General features: G+C 69.0%; 12 protein-coding genes. 9 read left to right on the forward strand and 3 right to left on the reverse strand.

Annotated features, from left to right (window positions below; translation table 11 throughout):
* Nucleotides 1–71 precede the first annotated feature (71 nt).
* Nucleotides 72–3,806: a S8 family serine peptidase gene (locus ACFV0T_RS11320; protein WP_385776935.1), complete on the reverse strand. Its 3,735-nt coding sequence runs from the start codon at nucleotides 3,804–3,806 to the stop codon at nucleotides 72–74.
* A gap of 622 nt (nucleotides 3,807–4,428) precedes the next feature.
* On the opposite strand from ACFV0T_RS11320, the gene ACFV0T_RS11325 reads away from it, so the two are divergent.
* Nucleotides 4,429–5,739 carry an MFS transporter gene (locus ACFV0T_RS11325; RefSeq protein ID WP_385777018.1) on the forward strand — a complete coding sequence of 437 codons (1,311 nt, stop codon included), beginning with the start codon at nucleotides 4,429–4,431 and terminating at the stop codon, nucleotides 5,737–5,739.
* A gap of 77 nt (nucleotides 5,740–5,816) precedes the next feature.
* Here the strand turns inward: ACFV0T_RS11325 and ACFV0T_RS11330 are convergent, their stop codons facing one another.
* The gene (locus ACFV0T_RS11330) at nucleotides 5,817–6,044 is read right to left on the reverse strand and encodes a hypothetical protein (protein WP_385776938.1); all 228 of its coding nucleotides are present in this window, start codon (nucleotides 6,042–6,044) and stop codon (nucleotides 5,817–5,819) included.
* Between the two features lie 185 nt (nucleotides 6,045–6,229).
* Here ACFV0T_RS11330 and ACFV0T_RS11335 point away from each other — a divergent pair, with 185 nt between their 5' ends.
* The 3 genes from ACFV0T_RS11335 to ACFV0T_RS11345 all read left to right on the forward strand — a co-directional run bounded on the left by ACFV0T_RS11335 (nucleotide 6,230) and on the right by ACFV0T_RS11345 (nucleotide 9,574).
* Complete coding sequence (locus ACFV0T_RS11335; protein WP_385777020.1) at nucleotides 6,230–6,613, forward strand: contact-dependent growth inhibition system immunity protein; 384 nt, start codon at nucleotides 6,230–6,232, stop codon at nucleotides 6,611–6,613.
* A 218-nt stretch (nucleotides 6,614–6,831) separates the two neighbouring features.
* Nucleotides 6,832–7,701, forward strand: coding sequence for a hypothetical protein (locus ACFV0T_RS11340; protein ID WP_385776941.1), 870 nt, complete (start codon nucleotides 6,832–6,834; stop codon nucleotides 7,699–7,701).
* Between the two features lie 631 nt (nucleotides 7,702–8,332).
* A complete protein-coding gene (locus ACFV0T_RS11345) occupies nucleotides 8,333–9,574 on the forward strand; it encodes a hypothetical protein (RefSeq protein WP_385776944.1) in 1,242 nt (413 codons plus the stop codon).
* A gap of 88 nt (nucleotides 9,575–9,662) precedes the next feature.
* On the opposite strand, the gene ACFV0T_RS11350 is transcribed toward ACFV0T_RS11345, so the two are convergent.
* Nucleotides 9,663–10,262, reverse strand: coding sequence for a TetR family transcriptional regulator (locus ACFV0T_RS11350; protein ID WP_385776946.1), 600 nt, complete (start codon nucleotides 10,260–10,262; stop codon nucleotides 9,663–9,665).
* Nucleotides 10,263–10,361: 99 nt separating this feature from the next.
* Here ACFV0T_RS11350 and ACFV0T_RS11355 point away from each other — a divergent pair, with 99 nt between their 5' ends.
* The 5 genes from ACFV0T_RS11355 to ACFV0T_RS11375 all read left to right on the forward strand — a co-directional run bounded on the left by ACFV0T_RS11355 (nucleotide 10,362) and on the right by ACFV0T_RS11375 (nucleotide 18,374).
* Nucleotides 10,362–11,345, forward strand: coding sequence for an aldo/keto reductase (locus tag ACFV0T_RS11355; protein WP_385776949.1), 984 nt, complete (start codon nucleotides 10,362–10,364; stop codon nucleotides 11,343–11,345).
* 178 nt (nucleotides 11,346–11,523) lie between these two features.
* Nucleotides 11,524–12,480, forward strand: a complete 957-nt coding sequence (locus ACFV0T_RS11360) for an SDR family NAD(P)-dependent oxidoreductase (RefSeq protein ID WP_385776951.1) — start codon at nucleotides 11,524–11,526, stop codon at nucleotides 12,478–12,480.
* Between the two features lie 595 nt (nucleotides 12,481–13,075).
* A complete protein-coding gene (locus tag ACFV0T_RS11365) occupies nucleotides 13,076–15,886 on the forward strand; it encodes a trehalase family glycosidase (protein WP_385776953.1) in 2,811 nt (936 codons plus the stop codon).
* 411 nt (nucleotides 15,887–16,297) lie between these two features.
* Entirely contained in the window at nucleotides 16,298–17,197 is a 900-nt protein-coding gene (locus ACFV0T_RS11370; RefSeq protein ID WP_385776955.1) for a helix-turn-helix transcriptional regulator, read from the forward strand.
* 295 nt (nucleotides 17,198–17,492) lie between these two features.
* Nucleotides 17,493–18,374: a helix-turn-helix transcriptional regulator gene (locus tag ACFV0T_RS11375; protein WP_385776957.1), complete on the forward strand. Its 882-nt coding sequence runs from the start codon at nucleotides 17,493–17,495 to the stop codon at nucleotides 18,372–18,374.
* The last annotated feature ends 120 nt before the right edge of the window (nucleotides 18,375–18,494 follow it).

The following is an 18,494-nucleotide window of genomic DNA, read 5'->3' on the forward strand; positions in this document are numbered from 1 at the left end:
AGTCCCTGCTGGGAGCAGGCGTGACGGGAAGTGCCCCCGGGAGTCGCCTCCCCGGGGCACGACAGTGCGGTTCATCGCAGGCCGTACGCCCGGATGATGTCGTTCTTGACACTGAAGCCGCGGTCCGTCCCGGTGCTCGCGCGGACCGAGATGAAGCCGCCGGGCTTCTTCGCCGTCCTGAACGAGCCCTTCCAGTAGCCTCCGGAGTCCTTGGCCAGGATCACCTTCTGCCAGGTGGCACCGTCGTCGTACGAGACGTCCAGCTTCACCGTGGTGACCTTGCCCGGCACGGTTCCCAGGTCCATCGGCACCGGCTTGAGCGCGATCTTCTGGGTCGCACCGGCCTTGACGTCGCCGTGCAGGTCCGACTCCAGCTTGTAGTCCAGGTTCAGCACCGAGAACGGCTCGAAGAAGTCCGCGTCGACGGTGTCGGACATGAACGTCCACTCGGTGTGGGTGCGCGTCGACAGCCGGAAGACGTCACCGGGACGCTCAGCGTCGAGGACGGCACGGTAGGGCAGGTTCCCCGCCGGCACCGCCACCCACTGCATGTCCGTGCTTTTCGGATTGTCGTGGATCAACTTGTCGCCCTGGAAGACCTGCAGGTGGGTCGGCGTCTCACCCCAGTCCAGGAAGCCGCCCAGCCGCATGGTGTCGCTGGCGGAGGCCCATGCCTGCACGTTCCAGGTCATGTAGTTCTGCCAGCGGGAGTTGTACACCCCGAAGGACTCGCCCTGGCCGGGCCGGGTCGCCGGAGCGAACCAGTCCAGACGGGTGGTGCTGCCCTTGGCATACGTGTTGTCGCCCGACACCATCACCCACGGCAGGTCTCCGTCGACGCCCTGAGCGTGGAACTCCCTCCAGTTCTGTCCCGGGGTCACCCATTCGGTGCGGGTGCCCGGGTGCCACTCGCGCTCGGGGAGGTTGAACGACGGGCTGAGGGTGAAGTCGGACCGGTAGCCTTCCGCCGACTTGCCGTCCGTGGCCGAGTAGTAGCGGGCATCGATCCGGGCGAGGTCCCTCAGGGCCGGCTTGTAGACCAGGGCCCGGTCCGGCACCTGGCCGGGGTAGTCCCGGGTCAGGTCGTAGACGAACGGCGTGTACTCGGTCTGCTTCGCGGTCAGTTCCAGGATGCCGGCCTTGGCCATCGCGACGAGGACCTTGCCCGCGTCGCGGTGCACCGTGGCGACCGGGATGGGCGTCTCGCCGACGTACTCCATCAGGGCACCGACACCGTCGTTGACCACGATCAGCGCCTTCGCACCGGCCGCGACCGCCGCCTCGGTGCGTTCCTCCGGCGAGACCTCGTCGCTGCCCTCGACGACGACGAGCTTGCCCTTGGCCCTGAGTTGCTCGTAGTCGGCCGCCGCGCCGGTGCCGGCGTAGACCGCGTCCAGCCTGTCTGTGGTCGTGCCCAGGGCGCTGCCCGCCTGCACCAGTGCCTCGAAGCGGAGCCGACCGTCCCATGCGCTCAGACTGAGCAGCGGCTCGCCCTTGCGCCAGCGGGTGGTCAGTATGAACTCGCCCTGCTTCATCGGCTCCGTCGGCGCGACGTACACGTCGTCGTACGTCACCGGCAGCACGTACGCGCTGCGGTAGTCCGTGAACGGGTCGAGGCCCTTGTAGTGGACGTTGAAGTCGACCTTGCGCTGGCGGTCCTCGGTGCGCTGCGGCGCCTCGGTCTGCAGCAGCCGTGCCTTGCTCGCGTCCAGCACCACGTCCAAGGAGCGGTCCTTGAGCACGGTTTCCGGGTCGACCAGCACGGCCAGACCCGAGCGGTCAGCGTTCTCGCCGGCCACGTCGAGGTAGGCGGCGACGGTGTACAGGCCGGGTGTCATACGCATGGTGGTCGAGCCGTCGACGTAGAGCGCCCACGGCCAGGAGTCACCGGCCAGGTTGATCTGGACCCAGCCGGCCGCCGGACTGCCGTCCCGGCCGACCAGCTTGATGTTCAGGTCGTAGCGCTCCTCCTCCTTGAGCAGCGCCACGGACGTGCGGGTGACCGGCTTCCCGGTGGCCGTGTCGGTGGCTGTCACGTAGCCGACGTGCCGGCCCGCCGAGGCGGCTTGCGGGTTGCCGGTAACCGGGACGGTGGCTGTGCCGCCCGCCGGGACGGTCACCTTGGTGGCGCCCAGCACGAACGGGCCGTCGTCGTCGGTCAGCGCCAGTTGCAACGTGACGTCGGCGGAACCGGTGTTGGTGAAGGTCAGGTCCTTCGTGACGGCGACGTCGCTCGGCTCGTGCGGCCATGTGTGGTTGCCGAAGAAGAGCGATCCGGTGCCGCGGACCGTGGTGCGCACGGCGGCGGCCACGTCGAGACGGCCGGTGCCGACCTCGTACGGCGAGTACCCGTCGTCCAGGCCCTTCGCGGTGCTCATCAGGTGTTCCTTGAGCTGCGCGCCGGTCCAGTCCGGGTGCTGCTGGGCCAGGATCGCCACCGCGCCGACCACGTGCGGGGTGGCCATGGAAGTACCGCTGAGCGTGCGGTAGAGGCCCTCACCACCGTCGGTCATGTCCTGCGAGCGGGCCGCGGTGATGTCCACGCCGGGCGCGGCGATGTCCGGCTTCATGCCGCCTGAGTAGGCCAGCGGGCCGGTGCTGGAGAAGGAGGCGAGCCGGTCCTGCTTGTCGGTGGCGGCCACGGTCAGCGCCGAGGCGGCCGCGCCCGGGGCGGAGATGCTCTCCGGGCCCGCGTTGCCGGCGGCGATCACGAACAGAGTGCCGTACTGCTCGGACAGCGCGTCCACCGTCTGCGACATCGGGTCGCTGCCGTCCGTCGGATAGGAGTCGCCGAGGCTCATGTTGACGACGTCCGCACCGGATTCGGCGGCCCACTGCATGCCGGCCATGACCCAGGAATCCTGGCCGTAGCCCTCCGCTCCACCGAGCACCTTGCCGACGAACAGGTCGGCGCCGGGGGCGACGCCCTTGTTGTCGCCTCCGGAGGCGACGCCGGAACCGGCGATCGTGCTCGCCACATGCGTGCCGTGCCCGTTGATGTCGGTGACGGCCTCACCCGGCACGAAGCTGGTCGTGCCGTCGATCACGCCGGCGAAGTCGGGGTGGTCGACGTCGATGCCGGTGTCGAGCACCGCGACCTTGACGCCCTTGCCCGTGTAGCCGGCCGCCCAGGCCTCGGGCGCGCCGATCAGCGGCACGCTCTCCTTCAGGTCGGCCTTCACGCGACCGTCGAGCCACAGTTTCGACACACCCGCGTCCAACGTCGCGCTGCCCTGCGGCGCGACGATGCTCCAGAAGGTGCGGGCCTGCCGCTTGTCGGTGCTCAGCGCGGCACCGTGGATGCCCTTGAGCTTGCGGGTCAGCCTGCTGCCGCGGGGGGCCGTCGGCTCGACGGCACTACGGGACTTCGGCTGGGAGTACGCCGCGATCAGCGGCACCGCGGCCGTCTTCGCGTCGTCGTAGCCCATCTCGATCAGGTCGGTGACGTTGAACAGCCGTCGGTCCAGCTTGTCCGTGCCCAGCAGTGGTGCCGCCTCGTCCGGGATGACGAACAGGTCGCCCTTGACTTCCTGGATCTTCACGCCGCCGACGGCGCTGTCCGGCCGGTCGACGTCGGCGGTCTGCTTTCCGTCGGCCATCGTGGTGACTGTGACGACGTCGCCGGTGACCAGGGTGACCTTGTGGGTCGCCGTGGGCTTGGCCGGAGCGGTGGGTTTGCTCGGAGCGGCTTGTGCGGGCGCTTGCAGAACTGCGAGACCCGACGCCAGCAGCGGCAACACGATGGCGGCGGAGACGAGCCGCCGGCGTCTGCGCCGGAAGGCGGAAGAGAGTGAGGGGGAGACCATGCCATGGGTCTATCGGCCGGTTCACGCCGACGTGAAGGCCGGACGACGACAAGTCCTCGCCATGGCAAGGACTTGCCAGCCGCAAACCGTGCAGGTTCTGGCAAGGATCCACTTTTCGGACACGTATATTCGGCGAGCGGTTGCGCCGCGAAGCCCTTGTCGACCGCTCGCCACCCGGTGACAGCCGCGATCCCAAGGGGACTCGCTACCGCGGCATCAGGCCACGTTCGCCCTGTTCGCGCGGCGGCCGGGATGGTGCATCCGTGCGCCACCATCCGCCGCGAGCAAAGGGAGGGGATGTCTTGATCCGGGGCTGTGCAGAGTCCAGCCGGGCCGGAGGTACGGCGGCGTGCCGGACCAGGTTCCGACCGTCCGTCACGGGCCGCAATCGACTTTCGCACCGGGCCGCCGAGCGCCTAGTGTTCGGGCAACGAGTGACCCACAAGGAGTTGACACATGGTCGGTCGTCCGAGCGCGCGTTGACGTGGCAGGCCGTGATCGGCCTGTCATCGCGTGCTGCCCTTGACGTTGCGGCACAGCGAGCCTTCCCCTGCCTGAACCGTCGGTGCACCTGTGGTGCGCCGGGCGGCGGGCCTCGTCGTCGGCAACCCAAGGGATTTCGGTGCTGTCCGCTTCCTCCGCTCAATCCGATTCCAGTCATCCTGTTCCGTCAAACCTGTGGCGGGACGGTGACTTCCGCAGACTCTGGGTGGGCCAGACGGCCTCCCAACTCGGCGAACATGCAGGTCTGGTGGTACTTCCGCTCTACGCTGTCCTGACGCTCGACGCCAGTGCCGCCGAGCTGGGCGTCCTGCGCGCGGTGGGGCAGGCGCCGATCCTGCTGCTCTCGCTCTTCGTCGGCGCGTGGGTGGACAAGTGGCGGATCCGCACGGTGATGGTGTGGACGGACGTCGGCCGGACCGTGGCACTGGGCGCCGCCGCAGTGGCCGGCCTGTTTGGTTGGCTCGGCCTGCCGGCGCTGTTCGTGGTCGCCTTTGCCCTCGGGGCCCTGTCCGTGTTCTTCGACGTGGCCTACCAGGCCTCTCTCGTACGGCTGGTGAAACGCGATCAGTTGGTGTGGGGCAACAGCGCGCTCGAGGGCAGCCGGTCCGCGGCCCAGATCGGTGGTCCAGCCCTCGGTGGTGCGTTGGTGTCACTGCTGTCGGCGCCGATCGCAGCCGCTTCCAGCGCGCTGTTCTTCGCGTTGTCGTTCCTGTCGGTCCAACGGATCCGTCGGACCGAATTGCTTCCGAAGAGTTCGCGACGTCCCCCTCGGGTCTGGCAGCGGATCCATGAGGGCCTTCGTTTCGTCGTCAGGGATACCTCGCTGCGGACCGTGTGCCTCGCCTCGGCCGCCTTCCAGTTCTCCCTCGCGGCCATGATGACCGTCTATCTGCTCTTCCTGCCACGGGAACTGCACCTGTCGGGCACCACCGTCGGGTTGGCTCTCGCGGCGACGGGGCCGGGTGCGCTCCTGGGCTCGATGCTGGCCGCCCGCCTGCCGACCCGTTTCGGTCACGGCGCGGTGCTCGTATCCGCGGCGGTACTCGGCGACGGCGTGTTCCTGTGCGTACCCGCGCTGCACGGTTCCGCTGCGGTGACGGTTCCCGCTCTCCTCGCGGTCAGCTTCGTGTTCGGGACCGGGGGCCAGTTGGTGAATGTCACCGTCATGGCCGTCCGGCAGGCGGTCACTCCGGACGGCATGCAAGGCCGCGCGGCCGCGACGATCACGTTTGTCGGCATGGGGTTGACCCCGCTCGGCTCCCTGCTCGGCGGATTCCTCGCGGAGGCATGGGAGTTGCGCACCAGCCTCCTGGTGACAGCCGCAGGCATGCTGCTGTCGCCAGGCCTGATGGCCCTGTCCCCGCTCGCCCGCCTGGGACGGGCGCTCCCGGCCCGCGCAGGACACGCCGACGACCCACGATCTCCCTGACTCCCACGAGACCGACCGCCGTTGCACCGGTGCGCCCTCCGTCAGTCCGGTGGACGCGTATCACTCGGACGCGTCGCTCACGCACCAAGAGCGCTGCGGAGTTCGCGCGTGAGGATCTTGCCGGTGGCGTCGGCGGGCAGGAGGTCGAGGAACTCGATCAGGCGGGGGTACTTGTAGCCCGCCATCTCCTCCTTGCGCCACGCGATGAGGTCCGGTGCCCTTGCCGTGCGGTATTGGGTGGAGGGCTCGGTGACCCCGTTCAGCCACTCTCGCTGGGTGTGTTCGGCCCGTCGGTACCGCTGCACAGGTCGGTGCGAAGGCGCACCTTCGCTGCCTCCAGACGTGGGCCGTAATCGGGCATGAAGATCTGACTCAGTGTCGTGTCCAGTGCTCCTGAGATCGCGTGAACCGCGTGAACGTTGCTGAAGGAGACGGAAACCGAGACCGCTCTTGAGATCCCACGTGGGACGATCCGTCGGTGACTCGACTTGTGAACCGTGACCGATCCCTTGACGAGCTTGAGCACGACAGTTGGCCGGCCCTGTCTGGCGAAGCGACCCGGCTTGTGAAGACCGCGTACGCACTTCGGAGTAAGCCGCTCGGCGAACTCACCGTCGAGGACATGCGGTTGTTGATCAGGCAGAACGTGGGCCTCACCTACCTCCTTCCGCTGGCACTGGAGGTCCTGCGGGTGGACCCGATGGCGGAGGGCCACATGTACGAGGGTGCGCTGCTGGCCGCCGTGCTCACCAGGAGTTCAGAGGTGTGGAGCGAGTCACCCGATCTCAGGCGTGAGCTTCGTCTGATCCTCTCGGAGTTGAGTGATATGACACCGGACTTGAAGCGAGAGGCCGAGCGGTTCCTGGCTCTGTAGGCCTGGTGGTCGACCTGGCCACGAGCGGGGCGGGGCGGAACGGCACCAGTGGGACTTCGTGCCCGGCGCCCGAGCCGAAGCTGACCGGGACCGCTTCAATCACGTAAACCGCTCGTTTCACGAGGGATTTACATTTCGTCCGATGTGGCGCCAGCCGTTCATGCGCAACGCATCCATGAGTCGGACGGAGATCACCATCGCTCGCGATCCTCCTGACCATGACGATCACTTCCCGCATCGCCCGGCTCCGTCCGTCCACCGCCGCGGCGATCGTCCTGGCCGCGTCCGCGTCCCTCTTCACCACGACGACCCCGGCGCAGGCCGCGTCCAACGCGGTCCCCACCTACGAAGTGAAGATCAACCTCACCACCGCCGCACTGGACGCGTCGCACAACCCGCTCGCGGCCGTGAAGTCGGCGTTCGGCATCACCGGCTCCGCCAAGGCCCGTTCGTACACCTACTACGACACCGACGCGCTCGCCCTGAATGCCCAGGGCTGGGACGTGCGGCTCCGGCACAAGAGCGGCTCCTCGTTCGAGGAGAGCTACAAGAAGCGCTTCACCGTGACCAACGGCGACATCGACGCTGCCCTCACCACGGCCAACGCGGCGGGATTCAGCAGCAGTGACACGAATTACGACGCCGAGGTCGACTGGGGCTACTCGAAGCAGACACTGAGCTTCAGCAATGAGAAGTCGCACAGCGCCTCCGGCTACTCCGGCACCGCGATGCCGAGTGCCGCCACTGGTCTGAGCTGGCTGGTGGGCGAGATTCCGGGCAAGCTCGAGGACTGGAACTCCAGCAACTGGGGCAAGACCACCCTTCAGGCCTCCCGGTCGCACGGTCCGGTGACCTCGCAGGTGTGGGGCGGTGCGTGGGAGGTGTCGGACGACGCCGGCATCGAGGTGCTGCCGGTCGTCGGCGCGAGCGGCTCCGGCACCGAGTACGTGGTCGAGGTCTCCTTCAAGACGGACGACTACGACGACGCCTCGAAGCTGCACACGGACGCGATCAACGTCGCGGAGTCGCACGGCTGGCTCTACCACGGCGACGTCCTCAAGACCCAGACGATCCTGGGCCGTTACTGACACGCGAGCCGCCTTCCGTACTGGCGGCTCGTCCACCGTGAAGGGCGTTGAACAGAGCGCGGAGGGGCACCGGCCGTCGTGACCGGTGCCCTGTCGCGCGGCTCCGCCCGGGGGCGCGGGGTCGTGCCGCCTGCATGGTCGGCACTGAACCAGAGCCGCGCTCGCGTTCGGGCAGCAGGGGTGTGGGCACTTCGTTCCCTCATCGCGGGAGCCGCAGCCCGGCACAGCAGCGGCGGGACACGGACGTGGCGCGAAGCGTGCGGCTGGCACCGCTCTCTCACCACGGTCGGATGACGTAGTCGTCGCAACTGCCCGCGGAACTACGTCGCCGGGCTTCTGGAACAGTTGGCCCGCCCGGGCGCGCGGACGCGGCGACGTCTCCGGCGCGGTCGCCGCGCTCACCAGAGCGGCCGCTCTCAGCCCTGGCAGCCGCGACCGGAGCCGCAGGGCCGCCGCAGCCGCCTACCTGGGCACGGACGCGACCGGAAACCTGCTCGGCGTGCCGCGCCTCCTGGAAGAGCACCGGACGCCCCATGACGCCGACGCGGCCTCGTTGACGACGACACTCGCGGTCGCTCACCACCGTCTGCTCAGCGGCATCGGGGACGTCGACTCCGCCTACGGGCTGCTGATGAAGGCCATCGACGCCGGACTGAGCCGGGCGGACACCCCCCACGACGTTCTGGAGGAGGGCCTGTACACGCTGGCGTGGATCAGCTTCTTCGGCGGCGCCCGCGCGGAACTCCGGGAACCCCTCGAACGAGCCATCTCACGCCTTCCCGGCCGCGTACCGGAGTCGTTGTCGCTGCTGATCAGCTGCTTCGGCGATCCGGTCCATACCTCGCTCCCCGCCCTGCGCCGACTGGACGACGCGATCGGCGGACTCGATGCGGCGCACCCCATCGAGGTGATCCGGATCGGCATGGCAGGCAAGTACGTCGGCCGCTTGAAGACCTGCCGTCCGGCATTGGAGAGACTGCTGGCGGAGGGGCGCGAAGGCGAACACGTCACGCTGACGATCCACGCGATGAATCTGCTGAGCCGGCACTGCTATGAATCCGGGGAATGGGATGAGCTTGCCCACCTCAGCGAGGAAGGCCTGCGGCTCAGCCGCCGGCACGGCTACCGCCTCCTCACTCAGACGTTCCTCCACCGGCGGGCGCTGCTCGCAGCGACACAGGGAGACACCGACCGGACTGAGGAACTCGCCGACGAGATCACGCGTTTCGCCGCGCCCAGGCGTATCGAGTTTCTGCTCACCCTGGTCGCGGAGATCAGGGCGAGGGCGGCCCTCGGCCGCGGAGACTACGAGGCGGCATTCCTGCACGCGACCTCGGTCAGCCCCGCCGGTGTTCTCCCTCGTTTTCACGCACCTGCTCTGTGGCTGATCCCGGACCTCGTGGAAGCGGCCGTTCTCAGCGATCGGCACGCCGAGGCCGAGGCGCATGTCATGGCGCTGCTCCGCACTCAAGTTCCTTTGATATCAAGCAGGTTGGCCCTGGTGACGCATGGCGCGGCGGCGATGGCCGCCGCCGACGACCGGCTCACAGCACAGTTCGACCAGGCGCTTGCGCTGCCCGACGCCGACATCTGGCCCTTCGACCTGGCCCGCATCCGGCTCTTCTACGGTGAACGCCTGCGGCGCGCCAAAGCCACGCAGGCGGCACGTGAACAGCTCACCGCCGCCCTGGCGACCTTCACGCGGCTGGGGGCAACGCCCTGGGCCGAACGCGCGCTGAGCGAACTGCGGGCGTCAGGTCTGGCGGCCGTCCAAACCGGCGCCGCGCCGGACACCCGCCTGTCACCCCAGCAGTACCTCGCGCGCGGCACTCCGCGACGCCCTGCGAGGTACGGGGAATCCGGCACACGCTGAGTGAGGAACATCGCCACCGCCCGGCGCTCGACGCGCGGCCTTCCAGCCGGCTCATCCGTACCCTCCTGCACCACGTTCGCATCGGGCCTTATCCGGCGGCAGCCTTCGGCTCGGTGATCCGCCGGGCGGTCTCGACGACCGCCGAGCGGTGCGCGGCCAGCCGCTCGGGTGACCAGGACTGCCCGACCTCCCCGGCGTCGGCGCCCTCGGCGGCCCAGAACCAGGCCTGGGCCGCGGCGAGAACCATGGTCAGCAGATCAGCGGGCGCCATGTCCCGCGCGAGATCACCACGCTCCTGCGCGTCGGCCACCGCAGCGGCCTTGATGCGGAAGGCGTCCGGCTCGGGCTCGGTGGCGGTGGCGGTGACGGAGGGGCGCTCCAGCAATTTCCAAAGCCGTAGGCGCATCAGTTCCGGCCGGGCGACAAGGTGGTCGAAGATCGCCCCGGCGTAACCGGGCAGATCCTCGACGTCGAACGGAACGGACTCGGCACCTGCGGTCATCGCGCGGTGCAGCACCTCGTCGAACAGCTGCTCTTTGTTGCCGAAGTAGACGTAGATCAGCCGCTTGTTCGCCCCCGCGGTCTCGGCGATCCGGTCCACGCGGGCGCCGGCGATGCCGTAGGCGGCGAATTCGCTGAAAGCGGCGTCGAGCAGCCGTGCCTTGGTGGCGCTGGAGTCCCGTGACATGTCCGCCACCCTAGCAAGTAACTATCTAGTTATTGACACTCGCGGCCGGTCGGTCTACGGTCTTGTATCTATCCAGTTAGTTAGGAGTGAAGGAACCTCATGGAACACCGCGCACTGGGCGGCCAGGGCCTGAACGTCGGCACCCAAGGCCTCGGCTGCATGGGTATGAGCGCCTTCTACGGTGGCACCGACGAGACCGAGTCGCTGGCGACCATCGACCGCGCACTGGAGCTCGGCGTCACCCTGCTGGACACCGCCGAGAGCTACGGTCCCTTCATCAACGAGCAGCTGCTCGGCAAGGCCCTCGCCGGGCGCCGTGATGCCGCCGTCCTCGCCACCAAGACCGGAGTGGAGATCACCGACGACGGTCGCGCCGTAGGCCTCAACGGCCGGCCCGAGTACGTACGCCGGGCGCTCGAACGCTCGCTGCGGCATCTGGATACCGACCACATCGACCTGTACTACCTGCACCGCATCGACCCCGAGGTGCCGATCGAGGAAACGGTCGGCGCCCTGGCTGACCTGGTGGGCGAGGGCAAGGTCCGCCACATCGGCGTGTCTGAGGCCTCCGCGCGGACCATCCGGCGGGCCCACGCCGTCCACCCGCTCACCGCCGTCCAGACCGAGTACTCGCTCTTCGAGCGAGAGATCGAGCACAACGGTGTACTCGATACGCTGCAGGAACTGGGCATCGGCCTGGTCGCCTACTCCCCGCTGGGGCGCGGCTTCCTCTCCGGCGCGATCACCAGCCCCGACGACTTCGCCGAGGACGACTGGCGCCGGACCGACCCGCGATTCCAGGGCGAGAACTTCGAACGCAACCTCGATGTCGTCCGAGAGGTGCGCCGTATCGCGTCCGACAAGAACGTCACCCCCTCCCAGCTGGCGCTCGCCTGGGTCCAGCACCAGGGCGCGGTCGCCATCCCCGGCACCAAGCGCCGCCGCTACCTCGAGGAGAACGTCGCCGCGACGGGCATGACTCTGACCGGCGACGACCTCGCCGCGATCGAGGCGGCAGCCCCGCGTGGCGTTGTCACCGGCGACCGCTATGCGCCGGAACTGATGGGGACGCTCGACGGCTGAGAACCGGCCGGTGCCGCGCGAGTCCCCATCGACGGATCAGCCACCCGCCCCCGCACACTCGGTGCGGCCAGGCCGCACCCGCACGACCACCCCCCGATGCCGGGGCGCCGAACGCAGGCGGCGAGCGAGCCGCACATGTTACGGGCCCTCGGTGTTCTCAAGTCAGGAGACTCAGCTCATGTCCGTATCTCACACGCCTGACAAGTTCGGCGCGACCACCACCGCCGCCGAAGTGACCGACGGCGTCGACCTGCACGGTCGCCGGGCCGTGGTGACCGGGGCCAGTTCCGGCATCGGGGTCGAGACGGCCCGGGCGCTCGCCGCGGCGGGCGCCGACGTCACCCTGGCTGTGCGCGACACCGACGCGGGCGCCCGGGTGGCGACCCGTCTCGAGAAGGAACTTCCCTCCGAGTCAGGCAAGTTGACGGTCGAGCACCTTGACCTCGCCGACCGGTCGACGGTCGCGGCGTTCGTGGCGGCCTGGCATGGGCCGTTGCACATCCTGGTCAACAACGCCGGAGTCATGGCCCTGCCGGAACTCACCCGCACACCCGATGGCCAGGAGACACAGTTCTCCGTCAACCACCTGGGCCACTTCGCCCTCGCCGTCGGCCTCCGCCCGGCTCTCGCGGCGGCGGACGGCGCACGGATCGTCTCGGTGAGTTCCCTCGGGCACCTCTTCTCACCGGTCGTGTTCGACGACCTTGACTACCGCTTCCGCCCCTACGACCCATGGACCTCCTACGGTCAGTCGAAGACCGCGAACGTCCTGTTCGCCGTCGGTGCCGCCGAGCGATGGGCCGACGACGGCATCACCGCCAACGCCCTGATGCCCGGCAACATCGGCGACACATCCCTGGCCCGGTACATGGACCCGCGGCAGCTGGCCGACTTCATCGAGACGACCGGACTCGCACTGCCAGCCGCGAAGAACGTCGAGCAAGGTGCCGCGACCTCGGTGCTGGTGGCCGCGTCGCCGACGGTGGAGGGCATCACCGGTCGCTATTTCGAGGACTGCGGGCAGGCCGAGCCGGTCACCCAGCGAGCCGGCGCCGTCGCGGGCGTCGCGTCCTACGCCCTGGACCGGGAGAACGCCGCCCGGCTGTGGGCGGTGTCCGAGGACCTCGTCCGCTGACACTCCGCACCGCCGGTGCGACCGGGCGACAGGAGCGGTGGGCGAGCGACTCGGTCTGCTGGCAAGGGGGACCGGAGACCATCGGTATGGGGCGGCCGGTATCGGGCGACCGGTGCCGGCCGATCGGTATCGGCCCATTGGAATCGGCCGACAGTGAGCAGTGAGCAGACGGTGACGCCGAAGGCGCGGGCTACCGGCTGCTTCTCCGGCCTGAATCGTCATCACTGACGATTCAGGCCCCCTGCGGGATCGAATACTGCCTGACAGAGGCTCTGCCGTGGTCCGGAAGAATCCTCAACAGGCCTCAAAAGCACGGCAGTTCATGATGGTCGCGACGGTTGACACCCCGATTCCGCGCGCCCATCATCGGTGGGACTTCAGCGAGGCTTCTCGTGCGCCCAATTGTCCGATCGGCCACTGGGTCTCGTAGGCCGTCGTTTTGAATCGTTTCAGACGCCAGAAGTCCGTTCTCCGTGTCCCGCACCCGCCTCGGGAGGATTCCATGCGCCGTCGTCCCCCACCGAGCAGATGGCCGGCTCGGCACCACCTGCCCGGCCTCGCCATGGCCGCAGCCGTCGCACTGACCGTAGGTGCCGTGCCGTCAACCGGTGCAGCGCCCTCCGCGTCCGCGGCGGCCTCGACGCTCACAACGGGCGCTCGCGAGGCGCTCCTTGACCCGCTGAACTACTCGCCGACCTCCCGTACCCTCAAGCCGACCGCCGTGTACTCCACATCCCGCAACGTCGCGAACCCGCAGAACGTCCTCAGTGGACAGCCGACGAGGATCTCCGGCTCGCGCTCGGCCGTCACGCTCGACTTCGGCAAGGAGGTCGGCGGTCTGGCAACGTTGTCATTCGGGGTCGCCAGCGACAGCGGTCAACGGATCGGCCTGGCTTTCAGCGAGTCGTCTCTGTACGTCGGCACCAGCAGCGACCGCAGCAGCGGCCGCGACGGCGACGACGGGGCGCTCTACGCCACGGCCGCCCCCAACGGCACGTACACGATGCCCACCGCACGACTGCGGGGCGGCTTCCGCTATCTCACCGTCTTCCTCGACACCGCGGGGTGGGTGGACCTCAAGGGTGTCAGCCTCGGCTTCACCGCGGCTCCGGGGAAGGCCGACCCGGCGGACTACGCCAACTACTTCCACTCCAACGACGACCTGCTCAACCGCATCTGGTACGCGGGCGCGTACACCGTGCAGCTCAACACGATCGCCTCCGACCAGGGCCGCGCCTGGCCTCCACCGGCCACGGAGTGGGACAACGGTGCCACCGTCGGCGTGGGTGACTCCGTCCTGGTCGACGGGGCCAAGCGCGACCGCACGGTGTGGCCCGGCGACCTGGGCATCGCCGTACCCACGCAGTACGCCTACTCGAGCGATCTCAGCTCGACGCGCAACGCGCTCACCACGATGTACGACGCGCAGTCCGCCGAGGGGGAGATCCCCTGGTCGGGACCACCGTTCAACCTCACCGGCTCGGACACGTACCACATCTGGACCCTCCTGGGCACGGCGACGTACTACACGTACTCGGGCGACCGGGCATGGCTGGACTCCGCATGGGCCGACTACCAGCGAGGCATGGCCTTCATCATCGGGAAGATCGACGGCAACAACCTTCTCGATGTCACCCGCACCCAGGACTGGGCCCGAGTCGGCCAGGGCGGCGAGAACATCTCCGCCAACGCGCTGTTGTACGCCGCGCTCAAGAACGGCTCCATCCTGGCCTCGGTCAAGGGAGACAGCGCGCTCGCCGCGAGCTGGGCCGACAGGGCCGCCGCGGTCAAGGCCGCGGCCAACTCCCGCCTGTGGGACGCATCGAAGGGCATGTACAGGGACAACCCGACCAGTGGCCTGTACCCGCAGGACGGCAACTCCCTCGCGGTCTGGTACGGGCTCACCGACTCCTCCGCCAAGTCGCGGACCATCGTCAGCCGACTCACGACCCGATGGGGCGTCTACGGCCCCACCACACCCGAGTGGGGCGGCAACGTCTCGCCCTTCGCAGGGGGGATGGAGCTGAACGCCCACTTCACCGCCAACGACGACTACACCGCCCTGGCGCAGATCCGTCGCACCTGGGGCCACATGCTCAACAGCGCCATCGGCACCAGGAGCACCTTCTGGGAGGGCATCAAGGCCGACGGCGGACTCGCCTACGGCGGTTCGTTCATGAGCCTGGCTCATGGCTGGTCCACCGCGCCCACCTCCACGCTCACCTTCGACGTGCTCGGCACCGCACCGGAGTCGGCGAGCGGCACGTACCGCTTCGTCCCGCACCCCGGCGACCTGACCAGCGCCGAGGGCCGCATCACCATGCCGCAGGGCGCCGTCAACGCCTCCTGGTCGCGCACCCCCGCCGCCGGCACGTACACGGCGCGTCTGGACAGCCCGGCCGGTACCACCGGCCGCGTCGGAGTCCCGAAGTTCGGCGGCGGCAACATCTCGGTGTCCGTGAACGGCAACGTCGTCTGGAACAACGGAACCTTCACTCCCACCTCGGGAATCAGCGGTGCGAGCCAGGACGACACGTACGTCTACCTCACCGGCGTCGCCCCGGGCAGCTACACCGTGACCGCCACCGGACTGGGTAATCCGTCCGCACCCGCCGATCCCGGTACCGGTGCCCTGCGGGCGGGGTTCACCCGGTGCGCGGGCGAGGGCGGCACCTGCTCCTTCAGCGGCACCCGCGCAGTGGCCTACGGAGCGGGGGCCTACACCTACAGGACAGTGACGGGCAGCACGGCCTGCACCAGCAGCGCCTTCGGAGGCGACCCCACGCCGAATCTGTTCAAGTCCTGCTACGTCGCCGACGTGGGCGGTCCTCCCGGATACACCGTCTGCGCAGCTGAGAACGGTACCTGTGCCGTACCCGGCTACAACCGCGACGTCGCCTACGGCGCCAACGGCAATTTCACGCACCAGGTCACCAACGGCTCCGTCGCCTGTACCAACGCTCACTTCGGTGATCCCGTCGACGGGATCGCCAAGTCCTGCTACCTGCCGCCTGCCGGAGGGCCGCCCGGTGGCTGGACCAAGTGTGCCGACCAGAACGGCACCTGCCCGGCCGCCGCGGGTCAGCCGGTGACATACGGCGCCTTCGGCTCCTTCACGACCATCACGGCCACTGGCGACACCCCGTGCACCGACGCGACGTTCGGCGACCCGATCCCCGGCGAGTCGAAGGGTTGCTACGCCGCCACCGGTGGCCCGGCCGGCTATGCCGGGGCCTGCGCGGGCGAAGCCGGTACCTGCGCCTTCAGCGGACAGCAGACGGTCGCGTACGGCGCTCGGGGCAGTTTCGTGTACAAGTCGTTCACCAGCGGTACCGGTTGCACGACGACGGCATTCGGCACCGATCCGCTGCCGGGCGTACGGAAGAACTGCTACCTCACGTCGTGACCGGCACCAGGACAGGTCGGGACCACGGGGGTCTCTCCGGGGCCCCACCCCCGTCGCCAAGGGCAGGGATCGCTGAAACCGAGTACGGGGCAGGACACACCTGACGCGACGACGGGCGGTCGGACCACGCCTCTGCTGGTGACTGAGACGGGGGAGGGGCGGCCGACCGCTGTTCCTCCCCCGTATCTGGTTCCGGCGCGGATCGTCTTCTCGTTCACCCATCGCGGCCACGTGCTCTCGAGCTGTAACGAGCCTGCACCGGGTCCCACGCAGGTGGGGCGGGATGATGCCGTGGGTGAAGGAGGCCGGAAGGCTTGGCACCCAGCAGCGAGGCTGGTCCTCGGTTTCCTGGGTGTATCGCGGCTATCCTCGCGCCTTCCCGGGCCCCAGGACGGCGCGGAGAATGGCGGTATGAACCACATCGTGGAGCTGGGAGAGTTTCTCCGTTCGTGCCGAGGCCGCCTCGACCCCGCGGACGCCGGGATGCCCAAGACAGCCAGGCGTCGTGTCCCGGGCCTGCGCCGTGAGGAACTCGCCCAGCTGGCAGGCGTCAGCGTCGACTACTACACGCGACTGGAACAAGGGCGCAGCCGGACCGCCTCGCCGGAGATCCTTGAGTCCCTCGCCGTCGCATTGCGCCTGGACGATACCGAACACGCGCACTTGTTCGATCTCGCGAACCGGCGCCCCCTTCAGCCCCGGCAGTCCACACCCTCCCCGGCCGAGCACGTCACCCCAGCCGTCCGACGACTGCTGGCCACTCTGGATGCCGCCTACTGCCCCGCCTTCGTCCTGGGGCGCCGCACCGACGTGGTCGCCGCCAACCTGCTCTCTCGTGCGCTGATCGCCGACTTCGACGCCATGCCCGCGAATGAGCGCAACCAGACCCGGTTCCTCTTCCTCGACCCTGCCGCCGTCGAGCTGTACGCGGACTGGGAGACGGTGGCCGCGGACACCGCCGCGATGCTGCGCATGGACGCCGGGCGCCATCCCGAGGACCGGCAGCTGGCCGAGCTGGTCGGCGAACTCGCCGTGCGCAGCGAGCGTTTCCGTGCGCACTGGGCTGAGCGCAGGGTCCACGAGCGCACCGAGGGGACCAAGGGCTACCACCATCCTGTGGTCGGGGACCTCACCGTCACCTACCAGGCGCTGGCCCTGCCCGGCGACGGCGATCAGACCCTGTTCATCTACAGCACCGAGCCCGGCTCCGCCTCCGAGACCGCCCTGCGGCTGCTGGCGGCATGGGCGACCGAACCCCTCGCGGAACGGGCCCGTACCGTCGCGCCCAACGAGCCGGACACCGCAGCCTGACCTCGCCGGTCCTGCCGCCGGGCCGAGCCCACGCCGAGCGCACGGAGATCCCGTTCCCGCGTCGGCCCGCCCGGCCGTCGGCGGCGCCCGCACGCCTCTGGCTGTCCGGCCCTTCGCGTGCCTCCCGCTGACCGGCGGTGCGTCTTCGCGGGTGCGATCCGGGGCGCACCGAGGCACCCGGTCCGGGCGTCGCGTCTCAGGCACGCCCTTCCTGGCGAAAGCGGCCGCCCACCCGGGCGCATCGCGATCAGCTCAGTGCCCGCCGCTTCGGAAACGGGACGGCTAGCCTAGGGATATGAGTGACAGCACCCCCTTGGGAGAGTTCCTCAGAGCACGGCGCGAAGCCCTCAAGCCGCAGGACGTGGGTCTGCCCGAGCACGGTCGTCGGCGGGTGCCAGGGTTGCGCCGCGAGGAAGTTGCCATGCTTGCAGGTGTGAGCTCCGACTACTACATGCGGCTGGAGCAGGGGCGCGAGTCCAGCCCGTCGTCCCAGGTCGTCGACGCCGTCGCGGATGCCCTCCACCTCGATCAGGAAGCCGTGGACCATCTGCGCAGACTCACCCGGGCACCTCAGGAACACCGCGCTCTTCCCGCAGGCCACGACCGGGTCAACCCGCAGTTGCTGCAACTGCTCGACAGCTGGGCCGACACTCCTGCCTTCGTCCTGGGCCCGGCGCTCGACCTCCTGGCACACAACGCAGTTGCGGCCGCACTGCACAGTGGCTTCCAACGGTTCGACAACCTGGCTCGCATGGTCTTCGTCGACCCGACGGGCCGCGACTTCTACCAGGACTGGGAGCGGGCCGCCCAGTCGTGCGACGCCGAACTCCGTGCCGCCTACGGATACGATCCGCAGTCTCCACGGATCACCGCGGTCGTGGCAACGCTTTCCGCGCAGAGCCCGGAATTCGCCGAGCTGTGGGCGCGACATGATGTGAAGGGCAAGACCCGGCAGACGAAGAACCTCAAGCACGCGCAGGTCGGCGACCTGCAGATCCAGTTCTCCGCATTCACGGTCAATGACGCCCCTCACCAGCAGCTGGTCGTCTACCAGGCTGAACCCGCCAGCCCCACTGCCGCCGCGTTCGCCGAACTCCGCTCGCGGATCGACAACCGCCGGGCCGAGCGGGAACAGCACGTAGCCGAGTGGACCCCCGAACCGACTCACCAGCCGTGATGTCGTGACGCACCGGCTGTCCGCCGGCAGACAGCCGTGATGCCTCGACGACCGGCTGTCCGCCGGCAGGCACATCGGGAAGGGGCCTGACCGCGACGCCGGTGCCCGCAGCCTGGCCCT

Origin of the sequence: Streptomyces sp. NPDC059582, assembly GCF_042735715.1 — a bacterium.
Classification (GTDB): domain Bacteria; phylum Actinomycetota; class Actinomycetes; order Streptomycetales; family Streptomycetaceae; genus Streptomyces.

What these genes read in the sequence shown, in the direction of transcription:
- ACFV0T_RS11360 (WP_385776951.1), top strand. Translation starts at nt 11,524, where the DNA reads ATGTCCGTATCTCACACGCCTGACAAGTTCGGCGCGACCACCACCGCC.
- ACFV0T_RS11320 (WP_385776935.1), bottom strand. Translation starts at nt 3,806, where the DNA reads ATGGTCTCCCCCTCACTCTCTTCCGCCTTCCGGCGCAGACGCCGGCGG.
- ACFV0T_RS11340 (WP_385776941.1), top strand. Translation starts at nt 6,832, where the DNA reads ATGACGATCACTTCCCGCATCGCCCGGCTCCGTCCGTCCACCGCCGCG.
- ACFV0T_RS11345 (WP_385776944.1), top strand. Translation starts at nt 8,333, where the DNA reads ATGAAGGCCATCGACGCCGGACTGAGCCGGGCGGACACCCCCCACGAC.
- ACFV0T_RS11350 (WP_385776946.1), bottom strand. Translation starts at nt 10,262, where the DNA reads ATGTCACGGGACTCCAGCGCCACCAAGGCACGGCTGCTCGACGCCGCT.
- ACFV0T_RS11370 (WP_385776955.1), top strand. Translation starts at nt 16,298, where the DNA reads ATGAACCACATCGTGGAGCTGGGAGAGTTTCTCCGTTCGTGCCGAGGC.
- ACFV0T_RS11375 (WP_385776957.1), top strand. Translation starts at nt 17,493, where the DNA reads ATGAGTGACAGCACCCCCTTGGGAGAGTTCCTCAGAGCACGGCGCGAA.
- ACFV0T_RS11355 (WP_385776949.1), top strand. Translation starts at nt 10,362, where the DNA reads ATGGAACACCGCGCACTGGGCGGCCAGGGCCTGAACGTCGGCACCCAA.